This window comes from Micromonospora sp. NPDC005254 (assembly GCF_042872525.1).
GTDB lineage: Bacteria > Actinomycetota > Actinomycetes > Mycobacteriales > Micromonosporaceae > Micromonospora.
On sequence record NZ_JBIAKM010000004.1, the window covers coordinates 368,566 to 384,712 of the forward strand.

Genomic DNA, 16,147 nt, shown 5'->3' on the forward strand with positions numbered 1-16,147 from the left:
AGCGACGGCCGGCGGGGCGGTTGCCCCACCGGCCGTCGACGTCAGCGCCGGGTGGTGCGACCCGGAACCGCTCAGGCGTGCCGTGGCACGGTCAGAAGGCCTCCTCCGGGAGGTCCATGATGTCGAGGTCGGCGCCCTCGATGATCCGCCGGTCGGCGCCGATGCGCGGCAGCACCTCGCGGGCGAAGAACCGGGCGGCGGCCACCTTGCCGGTGTAGAACGCCTTGTCGGTGGCGGAGACCTCGCCGGCCAGCGCCTTGAGCGCGACGTCGGCCTGCTTCTGCAGCAGCCAGCCGACGACCAGGTCGCCGATGGCCAGCAGGAACCGCCGGCTGCTCAGGCCGACCTTGTAGAGCGCACGGGTGTCGCCGCCCTGCGCCTCGCCCAGCCAGCCGGTCAGCGTGCCGAGGATGTTCTGGATCTCAGCGAGCGCCTTGCCGAGCGCCTGCCGCTCCTCCTTGAGCTGGCCGTTGCCCGCCTCGGAGGAGATGAACTCCTGGATCTCGCCGGCGACCGCCATCAGCGCCTTGCCGTTGTCCCGGACGATCTTGCGGAAGATCAGGTCCAGGCTCTGGATGGCCGTGGTGCCCTCGTACAGGGTGTCGATCTTGGCGTCCCGGACGTACTGCTCCAGGGGGTAGTCCTGCAGGAAGCCGGAGCCGCCGAAGGTCTGCAGGGCCTCGTGGCCGAGCAGCTCGTACGCCCGCTCCGAACCGACGCCCTTGACCAGCGGCAGCAGCAGGTCGTTGACCCGCTTGGCCAGCTTGATGGCCTTCTCGTCGCCGGACGCCTCGGCGATGGCGACCTTGTCCTGCCAGGTGGCGGTGTAGAGGACCAGGGCGCGCAGACCCTCGGCGTACGACTTCTGCAGCAGCAGCGAGCGGCGGACGTCCGGGTGGTGGGTGATGGTGACCCGCGGGGCGGTCTTGTCCGCCTGCTGGACCAGGTCGGCGCCCTGCACCCGGTTCTTCGCGTACTCCAGGGCGTTGAGGTAGCCGGTCGAGAGGGTGGCGATCGCCTTGGTGCCGACCATCATCCGGGCGTACTCGATGATCATGAACATCTGCCGGATGCCGTCGTGCTTGTCGCCGAGCAGCCAGCCCTTGGCGGGTACGCCGTGCTCGCCGAAGGTCACCTCGCAGGTGTTGGAGACCTTCAGGCCCATCTTGTGCTCGACGTTGGTCGCGTAGACGCCGTTGCGCTCGCCCAGCTCACCGGTGGTCTCGTCGAAGTGGAACTTGGGCACCACGAAGAGGGACAGGCCCTTGGTGCCGGGGCCACCGACGCCCTCCACGCCCACCGGGCGGGCCAGCACGTAGTGGACGATGTTGTCGCTCAGGTCGTGCTCACCCGAGGTGATGAACCGCTTGACGCCCTCGATGTGCCAGGTGCCGTCCGGCTGCTGGATGGCGCGGGTGCGGCCGGCGCCCACGTCCGAACCGGCGTCCGGCTCGGTGAGCACCATCGTGGAGCCCCACTGCTTGTCGATGAAGAGCTTGGCCCAGGCCTTCTGCCGCTCGGTGCCCTCGACGTGCAGCACGTGCGCGAAGGACGGACCGGAGGCGTACATCCAGACCGGCGCGTTCGAGCCGAGCACCAGCTCGGCGAGGGCCCACCAGAGGGCCCGCGGGGCGTTGGTGCCACCCAGCGCGGGCGGCAGGTCCAGCCGCCAGAACTCGGAGTCCATGAACGCCTGGTAGGACTTCTTGAACGACTCCGGCAGCGGCGCGGTGTGCGTGGCCGGGTCGAAGACGGGCGGGTTGCGGTCGCTGTCCGTGTAGCTGGCGGCCAGGTCCTCGCGGGCGAGGCGGTCCACCTCGGCGAGGAAGCTCCGGGCGGTGTCGGTGTCGAGGTCCGAGTACGGCTCCTGGCCGAACGCCCGGTCCGCCCCGAAGACCTCGAACAGGTTGAACTCGAGGTCCCGAAGGTTGCTCTTGTAGTGGGTCATGCTCGCTGGCCCCGCTTCCGGACAGGTGTTACCGATCAGTAACCCCGACTGTATTACTCGCGGGTAGGCAGCGACAAGCCGATCACGTAAGTGACGGCGATTACACAGTTGCGCGCCGGACGCCCCGCTCAGCTCTCGGCGGCGCCGACCTCCCAGCTCGGCACGGCCGACGTCGCGCCCGTGCGGGCACCGACGTACTCCATCAGGACCAGGGCGATGTCGTCGTCCAGGTGCCCGTGCACCCACTCGACGAGGGCCGTCTCCAGCGACGCGAGCCCGTCGGCGACCGTGCCGTGCCCGAGCAGCCGCCACGCCCGGTCGGCGGTGGGGAAGAACTCACCGTCCCGCCGGGCCTCGCCGAGACCGTCGGTGAACAGGAGCAGGCGGTCGCCGGGCTCCAGGCGTTCCACGCGGGGGCGCACCACCGGCATGAACCCGAGGGGCGGCGCCGGCGCCGGCGGCTCCAGCGGGATCACCGCGCCCCGGCGCAGCAGCAGCGGCGACGGGTGCCCGCAGTTGACGATCGTGAGCGTCCCACCCCGCTCCTCGACCAGCGCGGCGGTCACGAAGTCCTCGTCGCCGACGTTGCGGGCCACCGCGCGGTCCAGGTCGGCGACGACGGCGCGCAGGTCGGCCCGCTCGTAGGCCACGTGCCGGTACGAGCCGAGGACGATGCTGGCCAGCCGAACCGCATCCAGGCCCTTGCCGCGCACGTCACCGATGATCATGCGGACGCCGTACGGGGTGTCGATCGCCTCGTACAGGTCGCCGCCGATCTCGGCCGTGGCGGTGGAGGAGATGTAGCGACCGGCCACCGAGAGCATGCCGACCTGCGGCCCGAGCGGGCGCAGCACCGCCTGCTGGGCCACCGAGGCCAGCTTGGTCAGCTCGGCGATCTGCTCCGCCTGCCGCTGGCGTATCGAGGCCACCGCCACGGCCAGCCCGCTCGCGACCGCGACGCCGACCACGTTGACCGAGGTCACCAGCATCATCCTCGGGTCGAACAGGGCGAAGCCCACCCCGATCAGGGTCGCCACGGCACCCACACCCAGCACCACCCGCCAGGCCGCCAGGGCGGCGGCCAGGACCGGGGCGGCCACCAGAAGCGCGACGTAGTGCGCCCGACGGCCGTCGGCCAACTCCAGCCCCGAGACGATCGCGAGCAGGGCGAGGGCCGCGCCGAGGCCGGCGCGGGATCCGGGGCTCAGCGGGCTACGGCCCGACTGGAGGAGTCGCGTGGGTACGAGGGACAGCATGCCTGATCCACGTGAACCGGTGAATGAACCTGGCCCCTCGTCCGAGGATGTTCTGTCCGGCCGGCCCAGGCTGGCGGCCGGATCGGCGGCCCCGGCTGCGCTCAGCCCAGCACCTCGTAGCGGACGGTCAGCGCGCCCACGTCGGTCGAGGCGATGGTCGCGAACGCGGCGCGGGACAGGTCCAGGCAGCGACCGTCGATGAACGGGCCACGGTCGTTGATGCGCACGACGACCGACTTGCCGCTGCTCGGGTTGGTCACCCGGACCTTGGTGTTGAACGGCAGCGTCTTGTGCGCCGCGGTCAACTCGTTCGGGTTGAACGACTCGCCGTTGGCGGTGAGCTGCCCGTCGGAGTAGAAGGAGGCGCCACACGAGCCGCTCTCCAGCGCCTTCGCCGCCGCTGTGGTCTTCTTCGCGGTCGGGCGCGGCTTCGGCGACTCGGTGCGGGCCTTAGCCCGGGAGGCGGCCTGCGGCGACCGGCTGGCGGACGGGCTGGCCGTCACGCTCGGCGAGGCGCTGGCGCTCGGTGACGCGGTCGGGGAACTGGGGGCGAGGCTGGCGGGGGCCGTGGTCGGGGTGAGGTCGAGAGTCGCCTGACCCGACTGCCCGGAGCCCGAGGTCAGCTGGACGGCGCCGACGGTGCCCCCGACGGCGAGAGCGACGCCGACCGCAGCGGTGGCCGCGATGCCCGCCGGGGAGGAGAAGATGCGGGTACGGGAGTGCCTGCCTGCCACCGGCCCGGTCCTTTCGTCGACTGAACAAACCGGTTCGGACCGTAACGAGAGAAGCACTTCCGAAGTCAACGTGATCATGGTGATCTGCCCGTATTTGGCATAGTACGTGTAGCCGATCATCCGAGCCGGGGTGGGTCGACCGGCCCGGGTGCGGACGCGCCGAGCGCCCGTGCCGCACGATGGACGGATGCCCGCTGAGCTGACCGAACGCCTGGCCGCCCTGTTCCGGTGGATCGACCCCGGCCCGGACGCCAGCCACCTGGTCAGCGACATCTCCGGTTGGTGGCGCGACCCCACCGTGCTGGCCGAACTGGGACCGGCCCTGGTGGCGCCGTACCGGGCCGCCCGGCCGACCGTGGTGCTCGCCCCGGCGGTCACCGGCCTGCTGCTCGGGCCACTGGCCGCCACCGCCCTCGGGGTCGGCTTCGTGGCCGCCCACAAGCCCGGCGACGGAAGGTTGCCGGCCGGCCCGCTCACCTGGGCGCAGAGCCCGCCGGACTACCGGGGCCGGCAGGTCGACCTGGCCGTCCGGGACCGGCACCTCGGCCCCGGCGACCGCGTTCTGGTCGTGGACGACTGGGTCCGCACGGGCGCGCAGCTGCACGCCCTCTACGACATCTGCGCCAAGCGCGGCGCGCAGGTGCTCGGCACCGCAGTGGTGGCCGTCGACTGCCCGCCCGAGACTGCCACCGCACTGCGGATCACCGGCCTGATCGCCGGCGCGGATCTGCCGGGTTGACCTGAAGTCCACTTCACCTTCGACGATCGACGCATGAGCGACGGAATTCTCGACGAGGCGTACGACCGGCTGCACCGCAACGGACCCGAATACGAGGGCTGGCTCTCCAACCACGGCCCGATGGCCGTCGAGGCGCTGGCCCGGCACGGGCACGAGCAACGGGTGCACCGCTGGCTGGACGACTACCTCACCCGGCTCGACGAGCTGCCCCGCGGGCTGCGCCCGATCGACGACTGGCGGGCGGCGCTGGGCGACGCGAAGCGGGCCGGTGACTGGCTGGCGTACTTCGACCGGCACCTGCGCGAGCAGCCGTGGCGGGACGTGCTCGGCACCTGGTGGCCCCGACTGCTGCCCGGCATCGCCGCCGGCGCCACGCACGGGGTGATCCGGGTCGGGCACGCCGTACGCGCCCTGCACCTGCACGACGCGAACCCGCAGCGGCTCACCGAGCTGGGTCAGGCCCTCGGCTACTGGGCGGCCCGCTGGCAGCCGGTGCCCGGCGCCGAGCGGCTGCTCGCCTCGGTCACGTCGAACCCACCCGAGGCCCACCCGGACGCCGCCGGGCCGGACGTGGCCGCCGCGCTGGCCGGGGTGCCCCGGATCGACGACCAGACCGGGGGCATCCGGGATCGACTGGGTCGGCTGGTGGGCGTACCCCGATGGGAACCTGCGCTCGCGGCGCTGCGCCCCGCGCGGACGCCGACCGAGGCGGAGCGCGGGCTCGTCACGCTCGTGCACCGTGCCGGCCTCGACTACCTGCGCTTCGGGCACGCGGAGCCGGTCATGCTGGTGCACGCGGTCACCGCGCCGACCGCCGTGCTGCGTACCCTGCCGGCTCTCGACCGGGCGCTGTGGGCGCCGAGCCTCGCCGCGGCCTGGGCCGCGACGGCGGCCGTGACCTCGGTGTACGCCCCGACCGACGGGATCGCCCCGCCGTCGGTGACCGTCGCGACCCCGGCGGAGGTCTTTGCTCGCGCGGCCCGACACGGCGACGCGCACGTGGTCAAGCTCGCCGACGCGGTCCTCGACGCCCACGCGGCCAGCGGTGACCAGCGGCTGCTCGACGCCGCGGGCTACGCCGGGCAGCTGATCTGAGCAGCGCCGGACGAATTGCGGCGGCGGTGCCGGCCGCGCTGGCCTAGCCTCGGCAGGATGTGGCCTCGGATCGGTGACCTGCGCACGCTCACCCTCGGCACCCCCGGCGAGCTGCGGGCGAGCCTGAACACCCTGGTGCTGGCCGGCGTGAAGACCGCGACGGCCGGCCGGCTCGCCGAGTACGCGGAAGAGGGCGAGGAGTTGGAGCAGGTCGGCGAACGGCTCGCGCTGGTCGACGACGACGACGCGCTGGCCGGCGTCGTGGAGATCACCGGCGTCGAGGTGGTGCGCTTCGGCGACGTGCCCTGGGAGTTCGCCCGCGCCGAGGGCGAGGGTGATCGCTCGATCGAGGAGTGGCGGGCCGGGCACTCGGCCTACTGGGCGCGGCTCGGCACCCCCGTCGACGACGACACTCCGATCGTCTGCCTGCGCCTGCGACTGGTCTCCGGCGGCGAGGGCGGCGTGGCCACCGGAGACCTGGGCACCTGAGCCCTCGCTATCCGCGCAGCTCGGGCAGCAGTCGCGTCGCCACGTCGCCCAGGACGGCCTCGTCGCCGGCGTACCAACTGCTCGCTCGCGGCCAGTGCGTCACCACGTCGGTGAAACCGAGTTCGGCGGCCCGACCGACCTGGTCGGCGAAGAACTGCGCGCTGCTGAGCGAGAACACCGGCGCGGCGTCCATCGACAGGTAGCGGTCCAGCGTCGCCGGGTCGCGGCCGGCCTCGTCCAGCGTCCGGTCCATCCGCGCCGACAGGGCCGACACGGTGCCCCACCAGCCCTCCACGTCATCGGCGTCGGTGCCGGTGGTCACCCAACCCTGACCGAACCGGGCCACCAGCCGCATCGATCGCGGGCCGTTCGCGGCGACGACGAACGGCACCCGCGGCTGCTGGACACAGCCGGGGTTGTTGCGGGCGTCCACCGCGGCGAACCAGTCACCACGCCAGGTGGTGCCGTCCTCCCGAAGGACCAGGTCCAGCAGTTCGGTGAACTCGGCGAACCGGTCGACGCGCTGGCGCGGCGGCAGCGTCTCACCGCCCAGCACCGCCGAGTCGAAGCCGATGCCGCCCGCGCCCAGGCCGAGCAGCAGCCGGCCGTCCGAGACGTCGTCCACCGTGGTGATCTGCCGGGCGAAGGCGGCCGGGTGCCGGAAGTTCGGCGACGCCACGAGCGTGCCCAGCCGGATCCGGGACGTCACCGTGGCGGCGGCGGTCAGCGTGGTCATCGAGTCGAACCACGGGCCGTCGACCAGGTCCCGCCAGCCCAGGTGGTCGTACGTCCAGGCGTGGTCGAAGCCCCACTCGTCGGCCTGCCGCCAGCGACGCTGCGCCTGGGCCCAACGCTGGTCCGGGAGGATCACGATGCCAATCCGCATGATCGCCAGCCTAGCCGCGTCCGATGCACCTGCTTTAGCATCCCGATGATGCGGAGGACCGGGACGATGGTGCGACCGGCGACCCGGTCAGATGTGCCGGCGCTGGTGGAGCTGCGCCGGGCCAACGCCGAGGCGCACCTCGCGCTGGACCCCGACGTCTACCGGCTGCCGGAGCGCGAGGCGGTCGTCCGTCACTTCACCACGGTGCTGGGCGACCGGGCCGGCGGGGACGCCATTCTCGTCGCGGAACACGACGGGCAGGTCGTCGGAATGGTCGAGGTGCTGCGCCTGGCCGAACCGCCCGCACACCAGATCCTGCGCCCGCAACCGTCGGCGCAGATCCACACGGTGGTGTCGAGCACCGCCCGGGGACTCGGGATCGGCTCGGCGCTGCTCGACGCGGCGGCCCGGTGGGCGACCGAGAACGGAATCACGAGCCTGTCGGCGGGCATCCACCACCGCAACGACGGCGCGGTGCGCTTCTACCGCCGCCACGGCTACGCACCCTCGGGCACCTTGCTCAACAGGCAACTCGAGGGCTAAGCCCCACCCGCCCGTGGCGGGGCGCCACGGACGCCGGGCTTTCGCTACGGTTCGGCCGTGGACCTACGGTCACGGCGGGCCGACACGGTACGAGCCTTCGGCACCCTGTCGCTGGTTGCCGGCTTCATGACGGCGCTGCTCACCCTGCCGTCCAGCACCGGCGGGCTCCAACCGCAGATCCTGGCCGCCTTTCTCATCCTGACCGGCATCGGTCTGCGGATCGAGGCGGCGATCATCGACCGCAGGCCATAACCCTCCCCCTGTGTGTCCCACGTCACAGTTGGTCGTGGTAGGGGCGTCCCGATCGGCTCCGACCTCGTTGCGAGCAGGCACCCGGTGGGCGCCGCCCGAGGAGAGGGAAGAAGCGACATGACGAAGGTGACCGCACAGCTGTCGGTGTCGGTGGACGGCTTCTACGCCGGCCCGCTGTTCGACGGCGACGGCGACTGGATCGACTCGGCCGAGAGCGCCGGCTTCTTTCGGATCACCCGCTGGGCGACCGACGCGATGGCGTGGCGCGAGCGGCAGGGCTTCGCCGGCGGCGAGCAGGACGCCAACTCCGACGTGATGGCCGAGACGTTCGACGCGGCCGGCGCGTACGTCATGGGCCGGCGGATGGCCGACGGCGGTGAGGTGCCCTGGGGCGAGGAGCCGCCGTTCCGCGCGCCGGTCTTCGTCGTCACGCACCGACCCCGCGAGACCCTGCTGCGCGGTGGCGGCACCAGCTTCACCTACGTCACCGACGGCGTGGCCAGCGCCGTCGAGCAGGCGCGCGCAGTGGCCGGTGGCCGGAACGTCGCCGTGGCCGGAGGCGGCAGCCTGGTCCGGCAGGTGCTCAAGGCCGGCCTGCTCGACGAGTTGGAACTGCACGTCGTACCGGTCGTGCTCGGCACCGGCCTGCGGCTGTTCGACGCGGACCTCGACCTCGGCGACAAGGAGGCCATCGAGCTGACGCCAACCCGGGTCATCCCCACCCCGCAGGTCACCCACATCCGGTACGAGGTGAGCGGTCGCGCCCCGCTCGTGCTCGACGACCGGGGCCGCGGCGGCGGCCCGACGGCGACCACGAACTGACCCGCGCATTCATCAACCTCACGAGGAGCTTTTCATGCCACAACTGTTGCGGGTGCAGTGCTTCAACGTTTCGCAGGACGGGTTCGGCACCGGCGAGGGGCAGAGCCTGGAACGGCCCTTCGGCCACGCCGACCCCACCCCGCTGTTCTCCTGGCGTTCCGCCACCGCCAGCTTCGTGTACCGCACGGAGCCGGGCGGCACGCGCGGCCTGGACGACTACCTGACCCGCGACGCCGAGTGCAACATCGGCGCGGAGATCATGGGCCGCAACAAGTTCGGCCCCCAGCGTGGCCCCTGGGAGAACCACGATTGGCAGGGCTGGTGGGGGGACAACCCGCCGTTCCACACGCCGGTCTTCGTGCTCACCCATCACGTACGGCCGTCGTTCACCCTGTCCGACACCACGTTCCACTTCCTCGACGCCAGCCCCGCCGAGGCCCTGGCCCAGGCCAAGGAGGCAGCGGACGGTCGGGACGTACGCCTCGGTGGCGGGGTGGCCGTCATCCGCGAGTTCCTCGAGGCCGACCTGGTCGACACGATGCACATCGCCGTCGCGCCCGTCGACCTCGACCGGGGCGAGCGGCTGTGGGGGAGCCCCGACGAACTTCTCGACCGCTTCCACCTGGAGTCGGTGCCCAGCCCCAGCGGAGTCACCCATCTCCTGTTCTGGAGACGGTGACCGCCACTACAGGCGGGAGCCGTCGGCGCACAGATCTTGGACAGTTTCCGTTAGCAGCTAACGGAAACTGTCCAAGATCTGCGACCTGCGATGGCAGCGGCCAGTCCGAAGTCTTCGGTCGGGCCGAGGCGGAGTCCGGGCGGCGGTCCGGCAAAGGGCCCTTGACACATGCCCTAAGCCAGGCGGGAGAGGACCAGCAGCCGGTTGCCGTCCGGGTCGGTGACCCTGGCGGACCGCTCACCCCAGGGCTGGTCGACCGGCTCCTCGGTGACCGTCGCGCCACCCGCGCGCAGAACGTGCACGGCCGCGTCGCAGTCGTCGGCGTACACGCACAACTCCCAGCGGCGCGAGAGGGTGGGGTCGCCTGCATGCGGGTCGGCGGCCAGGCCCAGCTCGCTGCTGCCCAGCCGCAGGGCTACGAACTCCGGCTCACCGTCCTCCGGGAACCGGTAGGTCAGCTCGAAGCCGACGACGTCCCGGTAGAACGCGATCAACCGCGGCAGGTCGGGCGTCGTCACGATGGGAAAAGCCTCGGTGAACACGCGACCACCTCCTGACCGGACCCTAACGGGTAGGAGCGAGGCAGCCCAGGGACGTGCGCGCGCGGCAACATCGAAGGCGCTGACCGGGACTCTCGTCCTGGTCAGCGCCTCGGTCGTGGAGCGGGTGACGGGAATCGAACCCGCACTGTCAGCTTGGGAAGCTGATGTTCTGCCATTGAACTACACCCGCGGGCGGCACCACTGTACCCGAGTCGTCGAACCGGTGCACCCAGCCACCCCCACGCGCCGGCGGGACGCCGTCACCTCGGAAAAAGTTTCGTGACGGCAAGATATGGGCGTTCTCAAATGTGTCGATGGGTTGTAACGTCTGCCACACGTTTCAGCCACGGCGTGACACACCCCCTGTCACGCCGCCAGAAAGAGGTGGGCCCATGGGACTCCGTCCCAACCTGCTGACCCGGCGTGCCGCCGGTGTCGCGTCGACGACCCTCGCGCTGCTGCTCAGCACCGCTGCGGTGGGCGTCGTTCCGGCTGCTTCGGCCTTCTCCGCGGCGCCGGGCGGCGCCTGCGCGGAGCCGGCCGACAGCCACGCCAACGCTCGGGTGAAGCCCGGCGCGGCGGCCACGCACGACCCGAACGAGCTGACCGCGAAGCAGGTCCGCGAACGCGACGCCGACCTCGCGGCGGCGTTGCGCGAGCGTGCCAACTTCCGGGCCGGCGCCGGCGCCACGACGCTGGCCACCGTCACCATCCCGGTGGTGGTGCACGTGATCCAGGAGAACAGCACCCGGGCCGGCGGCAACATCCCGGACTCGATGATCACTTCGCAGATCAGCGTGCTCAACCAGGCCTACGCGGGCGGAACCGGCGGCGCTGCCACCGCCTTCGCCTTCCGGCTCGACAAGATCAACCGGGTGACGAACCCGTCCTGGTACCCGATCGTCAACGGCTCGTCGGCGGAGCGGTCGATGAAGTCGTCGCTGCGGGTGGGCGGCAAGAACACGCTCAACATCTACCTCGGCGAGCTGAGCGGCGGCCTGCTCGGCTGGGCGACCTTCCCGCAGCAGAACCTCAGCACCATGGACGGCGTGGTCGTGCTGAACGAGTCCCTGCCGGGCGGCACCGCCACCAACTACAACCAGGGCGACACCGGCACCCACGAGATCGGTCACTGGCTGAACCTCTACCACACCTTCCAGGGTGGCTGCGGCGGCTCCGGTGACAGCGTCAGCGACACCCCGGCCGAGGCGTCGCCGGCGTACGAGTGCCCGACCGGGCGGAACACCTGCTCGGCGACCGGCCTGGACCCGATCACCAACTTCATGGACTACACCTACGACTCGTGCATGTACCAGTTCACCCCGGGGCAGGCGAGCCGCATGCTGACCGCGTGGAACGCGTACCGCGCGGCGTAGCTCTCCTCGCGTACACCTGGTGCCGGCTCCGTCACGACGGAGCCGGCACCGGCGTTTTTTTGCAGAGCAGGGCCGTGGTCAGGCGGCCGTGCACTGGACGTCACGGCTGCGGCGGGTCGGGCGTGTCTGCGGTACGGCGACAGGCGCGGCCGGTGCGGGCGGGGCTTGCGGGTCCAGCCAGACCCGCACGGCCGGGCGGCTCGGGGTGACACCCGGAACGCCGGCGGCGTGCTGCTCGCGACGGGTCAACATCGCCACGTCGACGGTGAACTCGAACAGCCGCCAGTCGACCTGCGGCTCGGCCCGGGCGCTCTGCGCCAGTCGGGCCACCTGGACCGGGTCCGTGACCGGCCAGGCGTGGCCCGCCACGTACGCCTCGTCGTCGCTCTCCTCCGGAGGGAACGAGTGCAGCGCGTAGCGGCCGTCCCGTTCGAGGTCGCGGCGCTTCGGCGAGTCGATGATGAAGCAGAAGAGACCCTCGTCGGTGATGACCGGGGAGACCGGATGGACCCGGGGCCCGCCGTCGGCGCGGACCGTGGCCAGGTAGCCGAAGCCCGGCCCGTACTGCTGCAGGAGAACGCGGATCCCGTCGGCGAGGCGGGGCTCGTCGGCGGCGAATTCGGACCAGGAAGCCATGCCGACATTCTATCGAACAAATGTACGAGCAGCGACCTCGACGCGCTGGTCACCGGCACCGAATCCGGCCGGTCCGGCCAACGCGGCTATGGTGGTCCGATGCTGCTCTCCGACCGTGACCTGGTCTCCGAGATCAAGGCCGGCACGCTGGGCCTGGAACCGTTCGAGCCCACCCTGGTCCAACCGTCCAGCATCGACGTACGACTCGACCGGCTGTTCCGGGTGTTCAACAACCATCTCTACACCCACATCGACCCGGCCATGCAGCAGGACGACCTGACATCGGTGGTCGAGGTGCCCGACGGCGAGCCGTTCGTGCTGCACCCGGGGGAGTTCGTGCTCGCCTCGACGCTGGAGGTGATCTCGCTCGGCGACCAGCTCGCCGGCCGGCTGGAGGGAAAGAGCTCACTGGGCCGCCTCGGCCTGCTCACCCACTCCACCGCCGGGTTCATCGACCCGGGCTTCTCCGGTCACGTCACGCTGGAGCTGTCCAACGTGGCGAACCTCCCGATCACCCTCTGGCCGGGCATGAAGATCGGCCAGCTCTGCATCTTCCGGCTCTCCTCGCCGGCCGAGCACCCGTACGGCTCGGTGGTCTACGGCTCGCGCTACCAGGGGCAGCGGGGGCCGACGCCGAGCCGCTCCTGGCAGAACTGGCGTGCCTGGCCGACGCGATAGATAGCGGACGACGAGGGCCCGCCGCGACGAGATCGCGACGGGCCCTGCTGCGTCCCGCGTTGGTCAGCCGGGACGGCCGTAGCTGTGGATCGGCCCGTCGTCGACCTTCTTCATCTTGATCGGCTGACCGGCCTGGGAGGCGTGCACCACCCAGCCGTTGCCGACGTACATGCCGACGTGGTGGATGTCGCTGTAGTAGAAGACCAGGTCGCCGGGGCGCAGATCGCCCCTGCTGACATTCTTGGTCACCCGGCTCTGCGCGGCGGCGTTGTGCGGCAGCGACACACCGGCCTTCGCCCACGCGGCGAGCATCAACCCGGAACAGTCGTACGAGTTCGGACCCTCGGCACCCCACACGTACGGCTTGCCGATCTGGGCACAGGCGAACTTGACCGCCGTGCCCGCGCCGCCGCCGGGGTAGCTGGCCGGGCAGGGCGCCGGACGCAGCGGACCGCCGCCACCATTGCCGTACACCTTGAGGCGCAGCTTCTGCAGCCGGTCGATCTCGTCGTTGATCTGCTTCTTCTTCGCCGCCAGCTGCGCTTCGGTCCGGGTCAGCTGGGCCACCATCTCGTCCAGCGGCGCCTTCTGCCGGGCCAGCTCGTCGCGGAGGTCGGCGACCTGACGGACGTCCTCCTGCTGGTTGTGGGCGAACCGGTCGAGCATCTCGAGCTGCCCGACCACCTCGCCGGGCGACCGGCTGCCGAGCATCGTGTTCACGGTCGACAGGTTCTCGCCCATGTACGCGCGCACGGCCAGCGCGCTGACCTTGTTCATCGCGGCGTCGACCTGGCGCTCCAGGGGCGCGATGCGGGCGGCGAGCGCGTCGGCCTGCCTGCGCTTCACGGCCAGGTCCGCGCGGGTGGCGTTGTGCCGTTCGATGACCGGTTCGAGCTTGTTCCAGTCGGCGTCGATCTGGCGCTCGATCTCGGCGACGGACGGATCCGCGTGAGCCGCCGTGGCGCTGCCCGTCAGGACGACGGCTACGCCGACCAGGGCGGCGAGGGCGGTGGTGAAGCGGGACCAGCGTGGACGCGGCACTGTCGACGTCGGGTCGGCCGAGGCCGACCGTTCGGACGACGGCCGCGGGGCATGGAGGGCCACCGGGGTTCCGTACTCCTTCTTCCTGACCGCCTACCGGGTTAGCTGACGGGTTCGGGCGGGAAGTTGGCGCCCTACCGCATTGGCTGCGGATTCACCCCGGGGGAACCTGGGTCCCCGGCTCGCTCGCAAGCGACTCGGCGGTGTCGGTCCGTTACCGCCCGGGATGGGCAGACCTGCTACCGGGCCGACAAATGACCAGAGTAGAGACGGCCGTTACCGATCCGCAACCCGTGCGGCCGTGACACTCCGTACCGATTGGAGGAGGTCACCGAGCGTGCGTGAAGCTTTCTTTCGATGCAGTTTGATATATGGAAAGGTATTGACGCGGACTCCCGACCGGCGCGAAGGTGACCACACCGTTACCAGTCAAATCTAGGGGGTTCGATGGAACGTCCAACCCTGTCCGCCGGCCGGCGCGCATCGCTCGCGGTCGCCGTGGTCATCGCCACGGCCGCCGTACCGCTGAGCGCCGGCCCCGCCTCCGCCGCACCGGCCGCCGACCGTCAGCAGCAGTACGCCGCCGCGTCGACCGAGTACGGCGTGCCGACCGCCGTGCTGCTCGGGGTCTCCTACCTGGAGTCCCGCTGGGACAGCAACGCCGGCACCCCGAGCACCAGCGGCGGCTACGGACCGATGCACCTGACCGATGCCCGCCACGTGGCCGCCCTACCCGCGCGCGGCCACCACGACGCCGGCACCGAGGATCCGCGCGGCGACGACTCCCGTGCCGTCCTGGCACCCGCGCCGGCCACGGATCCCGCGCCGCCCACGGCCGCGATGCAGACCGTCGACGCCGCCGCCGCGCTGACCGGCGCCGCCCCCGAGGCGCTGCGCAGCGACGCGACGACCAACATCCGGGGCGGGGCGGCGCTGCTGGCCGCGTACCAACGGGAGGTGGGCGCCCCGGTCGGCGCCGGCACCGACCCCGCCACCTGGTACGGCGCGGTGGCCCGCTACGCCGGCGCGGACAGCGCCGACGCCGCGGCGGCCTTCGCCGACGAGGTCTTCACCACCATCGGCGACGGCGAGACCCGCGTGACCGACGACGGCCAGCGGGTCACGTTGCCGGCCCGCGCGGTCCAACCCCAGCGTTCCTGGCTGGACCGGCTGGGCCTGCGACGACTCGCCCGCCCGGACGGCCTGGAGTGCCCGCGGACCGTCTCCTGTGAGTGGATCCCGGCACCCTACGAGGCGTTCGGCGACGGCGACTACGGCAACCACGATCTCTCCGACCGGCCCGCCCGGCAGAAGATCGAGTACATCGTCATCCACGACACCGAGGCGAGTTGGGCGACCACGCTGAAACTCGTCCAGGACCCGACCTACGTGAGCTGGCACTACTCGCTGCGCTCGGTGGACGGGCACATCGCCCAGCACGTCAAGACCAAGGACGTCGCCTGGCACGCCGGCAACTGGTACGTCAACGCGAAGTCGATCGGGCTGGAACACGAGGGCTTCGCCGCGCAGGGCACCTGGTACACCGAGGCGATGTACCGGACCTCGGCGAAGCTCGTCCGGCACCTCGCGCTGCGGTACGGCATCCCGCTGGACCGCCAGCACATCATCGGCCACGACAACGTGCCCGGCACCGTCGCGTCGACCGTGCGCGGGATGCACTGGGACCCGGGGCCCTACTGGGACTGGACGCACTACTTCGACCTGCTGCACGCACCGCGACTGGACACCGGCACCCCCGCCACCGGGCTGGTCCGGATCGACCCCGACTACGCGACCAACCAACCGGCGTTCACCGGGTGCGTCACCCCTGGAACACCCTGCGCGCCGCGCGGCTCCTCGTCGGTGGTGCTGCACACCGCGCCGTCCGCGGACGCGCCGCTGGTCAACGACATCGCGCTCCGCCCGGACGGCACCCCGAACACGATGGACGTGTCGGACCACGGGGCGCGGGCCTCCGCCGGCCAGACGTACGCGCTGGCCGGCCGGCAGGGCGACTGGACGGCCATCTGGTACCTCGGGCAACGGGCCTGGTTCCACAACCCGGCGTCCGCGCCGACCGCCACCTGGACCGTCGGCGTGGTGGCCGTTCCGAAGCCGGGCCGGGCGACCATCCCCGTGTACGGGCGGGCCTACCCGGAGCAGGCGGCCTACCCGGCCGGCGTGCCCTACCAGGCGATCTCACCGCTGCAGTACACGCTGGCCGCCGGTCAGCGCTACACCGTCGGCGCGGTGCTGGCCGGCGAGTACTACCGGGCCAGCACGTTCGACGGCTCCTCGCCCGGCGACTGGACGGTGATCCGGGGCAAGAACCGGTACGCGCAGATCCAGTTCGGCCACCGCATCATGTACGTCGACCTCGCCGACGTGCAGCTCCTGCCGTCCCCGGTGGGCGCTCCCCGCTGACGAACGA

17 protein-coding genes, 1 tRNA gene and 1 riboswitch are annotated in these 16,147 nt (G+C 71.5%); of the genes, 10 read left to right on the forward strand and 8 right to left on the reverse strand.

What is annotated here, in order from left to right; all coding sequences use genetic code 11:
* Nucleotides 1-91: 91 nt before the first annotated feature.
* The 3 genes from ACFYPR_RS14930 to ACFYPR_RS14940 all read right to left on the reverse strand — a co-directional run bounded on the left by ACFYPR_RS14930 (nucleotide 92) and on the right by ACFYPR_RS14940 (nucleotide 3,938).
* Complete coding sequence (locus ACFYPR_RS14930) at nucleotides 92-1,948, reverse strand: acyl-CoA dehydrogenase (protein ID WP_354854990.1); 1,857 nt, start codon at nucleotides 1,946-1,948, stop codon at nucleotides 92-94.
* Between the two features lie 128 nt (nucleotides 1,949-2,076).
* Nucleotides 2,077-3,204, reverse strand: a complete 1,128-nt coding sequence (locus ACFYPR_RS14935; RefSeq protein ID WP_354854989.1) for a PP2C family protein-serine/threonine phosphatase — start codon at nucleotides 3,202-3,204, stop codon at nucleotides 2,077-2,079.
* 101 nt (nucleotides 3,205-3,305) lie between these two features.
* On the reverse strand, nucleotides 3,306-3,938 hold the full coding sequence (locus ACFYPR_RS14940; protein ID WP_387260403.1) for a septal ring lytic transglycosylase RlpA family protein: 633 nt from the start codon (nucleotides 3,936-3,938) through the stop codon (nucleotides 3,306-3,308).
* A 187-nt stretch (nucleotides 3,939-4,125) separates the two neighbouring features.
* On the opposite strand from ACFYPR_RS14940, the gene ACFYPR_RS14945 reads away from it, so the two are divergent.
* The 3 genes from ACFYPR_RS14945 to ACFYPR_RS14955 are packed head-to-tail and all read left to right on the forward strand — an operon-like array spanning nucleotide 4,126 to nucleotide 6,261.
* Nucleotides 4,126-4,677 (forward strand): phosphoribosyltransferase family protein, encoded by a 552-nt coding sequence (locus tag ACFYPR_RS14945; protein WP_387260404.1) that lies wholly within the window; start codon nucleotides 4,126-4,128, stop codon nucleotides 4,675-4,677.
* A gap of 33 nt (nucleotides 4,678-4,710) precedes the next feature.
* Nucleotides 4,711-5,772, forward strand: a complete 1,062-nt coding sequence (locus ACFYPR_RS14950) for a hypothetical protein (RefSeq protein WP_354854985.1) — start codon at nucleotides 4,711-4,713, stop codon at nucleotides 5,770-5,772.
* Nucleotides 5,773-5,829: 57 nt separating this feature from the next.
* Nucleotides 5,830-6,261 (forward strand): ASCH domain-containing protein, encoded by a 432-nt coding sequence (locus ACFYPR_RS14955; RefSeq protein WP_354854983.1) that lies wholly within the window; start codon nucleotides 5,830-5,832, stop codon nucleotides 6,259-6,261.
* Nucleotides 6,262-6,268: 7 nt separating this feature from the next.
* On the opposite strand, the gene ACFYPR_RS14960 is transcribed toward ACFYPR_RS14955, so the two are convergent.
* Nucleotides 6,269-7,147 (reverse strand): LLM class flavin-dependent oxidoreductase, encoded by an 879-nt coding sequence (locus ACFYPR_RS14960; RefSeq protein ID WP_387260407.1) that lies wholly within the window; start codon nucleotides 7,145-7,147, stop codon nucleotides 6,269-6,271.
* Nucleotides 7,148-7,195: 48 nt separating this feature from the next.
* Here ACFYPR_RS14960 and ACFYPR_RS14965 point away from each other — a divergent pair, with 48 nt between their 5' ends.
* From ACFYPR_RS14965 to ACFYPR_RS14980, 4 genes are all read left to right on the forward strand, one after another.
* Nucleotides 7,196-7,690, forward strand: coding sequence for a GNAT family N-acetyltransferase (locus tag ACFYPR_RS14965; RefSeq protein ID WP_387260410.1), 495 nt, complete (start codon nucleotides 7,196-7,198; stop codon nucleotides 7,688-7,690).
* A gap of 57 nt (nucleotides 7,691-7,747) precedes the next feature.
* Nucleotides 7,748-7,942 carry a hypothetical protein gene (locus ACFYPR_RS14970; RefSeq protein ID WP_355063254.1) on the forward strand — a complete coding sequence of 65 codons (195 nt, stop codon included), beginning with the start codon at nucleotides 7,748-7,750 and terminating at the stop codon, nucleotides 7,940-7,942.
* Between the two features lie 117 nt (nucleotides 7,943-8,059).
* Nucleotides 8,060-8,764 (forward strand): dihydrofolate reductase family protein, encoded by a 705-nt coding sequence (locus ACFYPR_RS14975; protein WP_387180920.1) that lies wholly within the window; start codon nucleotides 8,060-8,062, stop codon nucleotides 8,762-8,764.
* A 34-nt stretch (nucleotides 8,765-8,798) separates the two neighbouring features.
* Entirely contained in the window at nucleotides 8,799-9,443 is a 645-nt protein-coding gene (locus tag ACFYPR_RS14980; protein WP_387180918.1) for a dihydrofolate reductase family protein, read from the forward strand.
* Nucleotides 9,444-9,616: 173 nt separating this feature from the next.
* Here ACFYPR_RS14980 and ACFYPR_RS14985 read toward each other — a convergent pair whose 3' ends face one another.
* Together ACFYPR_RS14985 and ACFYPR_RS14990 are read right to left on the reverse strand one after the other, a co-directional pair.
* Nucleotides 9,617-9,985: a VOC family protein gene (locus tag ACFYPR_RS14985; RefSeq protein WP_354854973.1), complete on the reverse strand. Its 369-nt coding sequence runs from the start codon at nucleotides 9,983-9,985 to the stop codon at nucleotides 9,617-9,619.
* A gap of 116 nt (nucleotides 9,986-10,101) precedes the next feature.
* Nucleotides 10,102-10,175, reverse strand: a tRNA-Gly gene (locus ACFYPR_RS14990).
* A gap of 202 nt (nucleotides 10,176-10,377) precedes the next feature.
* On the opposite strand from ACFYPR_RS14990, the gene ACFYPR_RS14995 reads away from it, so the two are divergent.
* Nucleotides 10,378-11,361 (forward strand): zinc metalloprotease, encoded by a 984-nt coding sequence (locus ACFYPR_RS14995; protein WP_354854971.1) that lies wholly within the window; start codon nucleotides 10,378-10,380, stop codon nucleotides 11,359-11,361.
* Nucleotides 11,362-11,439: 78 nt separating this feature from the next.
* On the opposite strand, the gene ACFYPR_RS15000 is transcribed toward ACFYPR_RS14995, so the two are convergent.
* Nucleotides 11,440-11,997, reverse strand: coding sequence for a pyridoxamine 5'-phosphate oxidase family protein (locus tag ACFYPR_RS15000; RefSeq protein WP_355063260.1), 558 nt, complete (start codon nucleotides 11,995-11,997; stop codon nucleotides 11,440-11,442).
* Between the two features lie 99 nt (nucleotides 11,998-12,096).
* Between ACFYPR_RS15000 and dcd the strand changes: the two genes are divergently transcribed.
* Complete coding sequence (gene dcd, locus ACFYPR_RS15005) at nucleotides 12,097-12,675, forward strand: dCTP deaminase (RefSeq protein ID WP_266247661.1); 579 nt, start codon at nucleotides 12,097-12,099, stop codon at nucleotides 12,673-12,675.
* A gap of 63 nt (nucleotides 12,676-12,738) precedes the next feature.
* On the opposite strand, the gene ACFYPR_RS15010 is transcribed toward dcd, so the two are convergent.
* Nucleotides 12,739-13,779: an NlpC/P60 family protein gene (locus ACFYPR_RS15010; RefSeq protein WP_354854967.1), complete on the reverse strand. Its 1,041-nt coding sequence runs from the start codon at nucleotides 13,777-13,779 to the stop codon at nucleotides 12,739-12,741.
* A gap of 13 nt (nucleotides 13,780-13,792) precedes the next feature.
* A riboswitch (cyclic di-AMP (ydaO/yuaA leader) is annotated at nucleotides 13,793-13,929 on the reverse strand.
* A 234-nt stretch (nucleotides 13,930-14,163) separates the two neighbouring features.
* On the opposite strand from ACFYPR_RS15010, the gene ACFYPR_RS15015 reads away from it, so the two are divergent.
* On the forward strand, nucleotides 14,164-16,140 hold the full coding sequence (locus ACFYPR_RS15015; RefSeq protein WP_387260414.1) for an N-acetylmuramoyl-L-alanine amidase: 1,977 nt from the start codon (nucleotides 14,164-14,166) through the stop codon (nucleotides 16,138-16,140).
* The last annotated feature ends 7 nt before the right edge of the window (nucleotides 16,141-16,147 follow it).